Genomic DNA, 2,392 nt, shown 5'->3' on the forward strand with positions numbered 1-2,392 from the left:
GCGCCGACCGTCCTCGACAGCTCACGCTGGTTCAAAGCCGAAAAGCCGGACATGAACCGTTTCCTCGACGAGCTGGAAGCAGAGTCCCGGGCGGCGCCCAAGTCCCGCCTCGCGCAGAGCGCGCTGGCCATGGCCCGAGGCCAGGGTCGGCAACAGGCGCGACAGGACGAAGAGGGCACGGCGATGCTCGAGCGCCGGCCCGACACCCCGCCGCCCGAACCCTTCAGCCTTGATCTGTACGTCGACGGCGTCGTCAAACGACTCAACCGCAGCGCCACCTTCGTCCGCAACGATCCGCGCAGCAAAGGCGTGCTCACCGCCGCCGTCCACTTCCGGATCAATCCCGACGGCAGCCTGAAGTCATTCAAGATCCTCAACGCCGGCGACCAGCAGGAGCAGATCGCCTTCACCAGATCGGTGGTCGAACGGGCGATTCCCTTTGCCGCCTTCCCGCCTGACCTTGACCGCGCCGCCCGCTCGCTGGGCATCACCATCTGTATCCAGCCGGATATCGGCGGCGGTTTCGGATTTGCCCGGATGGTCGACGGCCGCTCCTGCTGATCGACGGCGTCGCTCTGGCGGTACCGCTGCGCCGTCCGCGCAGTTCTGTCAGGCCACGAAGGAGTTCGCTCAGTACGTCTCGCCGGTCAACAGCTTCAAGTTCGGCGAGGAATATATCGCCCACCACCCCGACAGCAAGCACGTGGACGCCACCGCCCGCGTCTGCATTGCCACCAGCGGGCGCATGTACTCGATGCTCAAGGGTCCGCGAACTGGCCGTGGAAGACGAAGAGCAGAGTAGCGCCAGCATTCTGGCCCAAGCGAAGATCTGGCTGATAGGGGGAGACGATGGAACTTGCCGCCTGAGAAACTGCGTCGGCCGGGCAAGCCTTGCAAACCCGCTCCACCCGATGCGAAGCATTTGGCCGAGGCTACTCCCGAGGGCCTGCTACGCCCGACCGTCAGGCCGCCCGTCGAGATCTACACGCCCGAACGTCAGCGCGAGTTTGACCCTGTCGAGGCCGAACTGGCACAGGTATTCACCCACAAGGCAGTGCCGATCTTCAAGAGGGTATCGGCTGCCAAGCGCTGCAGCTCTGCCGAAAAGGGTCAGCGCGGCGGCGAGTGCAGCCTGTCCATGTTGCGTGGACAAGCACGTTGGATGGACGAGCGAGCACTCGACACACCAGCCAAGCTGGTCGAAGCTGCGCTGCTAACGCTGTGGGCCAATGCGTGGAGTCAGCTTGCCACGCGATCGACCCGATACTGATTCACCGTGCACGCCTCGCTGCTGGAAACACTCATCCAAACACGGCCACGGAGCGCGATGCGGCTCCGCGAGAAAGGCCGCCGAGCAGGGCGAGCCGCGGCGCAAGGGGCTGGCACCACTACCCCGGCGCCGCACGAACCTCGCGCCGGTCATACCAGTCAGCTCTCGCTAGTCGTTCCCGGGCCGGCGGCATCCGTCGCTGCCGGTTGCTCGAGCGCGTCTGGCGAACCTTCGCCCTCCGCTGGCGCCTTCGCGGCGAGGACCTGCTGCCGCTTGTCTTCCTTCTTGCGCTTCTTCTCGAGTTCTCTCTGGCGCTTCTCGAACTGATAGTTTGGTTTTGCCAAGGTGTGTCCCCTAAAGGCCGCTTCGGCGGCCAGAGCAAGTGAAAAACGAAAGTGTCGCACAAATCGGACAGCTAGCGGCGCCGGATATGGACGATATTGGAGATGAAGCACACCCCGCGCCACGGCCACGCCACGCCCGCTGGCCACGCGCGCCCGACTCGCCGAGGCGCTAGAATGGCCGCTTCGCAACGCACGGCGCCACCCTGATGGAGCAAGCCCCGCCGAATCCGGACTATCCGGAGGACGAAACGCCAGCGCGACAGCCATCGCCACGGCCGACGCTGTTGCCGCTTTATCTGACGCTCGCCTACGTGGTTCTGATCACCTACGCCAGCCTCTACCCGTTCGCCAACTGGCGCGATCTGGGCCTGTCGCCGCTGGCCTTCCTCGACGCCGCATGGCCACGTTACTGGACCGCTTTCGACCTGACGGTGAACGTCCTCGTTTACGTGCCGCTGGGCTTTCTGTTGACGCTGAGCCTGCGCCGGCTCCCCGGCCGCTGGTCGGCGGCGATCGCCGCGCTGTTACTTGGCAGCTTGCTCAGCCTGGCCCTGGAATGTCTGCAGAACTGGCTGCCGACGCGCGTACCGTCGAATCTCGACCTGGCGTGCAATAGCGCCGGAACAGCGATTGGCGCGGCGATCGCGATCTGGAACGGCAAGCCCATCTTCCGGCGAATCGGCCAGTTCCAGCAGGACTTGCTGGCTCCAGTACACCACGCCGAACTCGGCCTGGTGCTGATCGGCATGTGGCTGCTGACCCAGCTTTCGCCGGAAAC

Annotated in this window: 3 protein-coding genes and 1 pseudogene; 3 read left to right on the forward strand and 1 reads right to left on the reverse strand. The window is 65.1% G+C overall.

The features are described from left to right. Nucleotides 1-561 (forward strand): annotated as a pseudogene (locus RUW20_RS12215) (hypothetical protein); the annotation flags it as partial. A gap of 361 nt (nt 562-922) precedes the next feature. After that, nucleotides 923-1,270 (forward strand): hypothetical protein, encoded by a 348-nt coding sequence (locus RUW20_RS12220; RefSeq protein ID WP_313952506.1) that lies wholly within the window; start codon nt 923-925, stop codon nt 1,268-1,270. Nucleotides 1,271-1,428: 158 nt separating this feature from the next. On the opposite strand, the gene RUW20_RS12225 is transcribed toward RUW20_RS12220, so the two are convergent. Next, nucleotides 1,429-1,614 (reverse strand): hypothetical protein, encoded by a 186-nt coding sequence (locus RUW20_RS12225; protein ID WP_313952507.1) that lies wholly within the window; start codon nt 1,612-1,614, stop codon nt 1,429-1,431. 206 nt (nt 1,615-1,820) lie between these two features. Here RUW20_RS12225 and RUW20_RS12230 point away from each other — a divergent pair. Then, nucleotides 1,821-2,392 (forward strand): VanZ family protein (locus tag RUW20_RS12230; RefSeq protein WP_313952514.1); only part of this gene is annotated, 572 nt, incomplete at its 3' end.

It is taken from the genome of Accumulibacter sp., assembly GCF_032229525.1.
Taxonomy (GTDB): domain Bacteria; phylum Pseudomonadota; class Gammaproteobacteria; order Burkholderiales; family Rhodocyclaceae; genus Accumulibacter.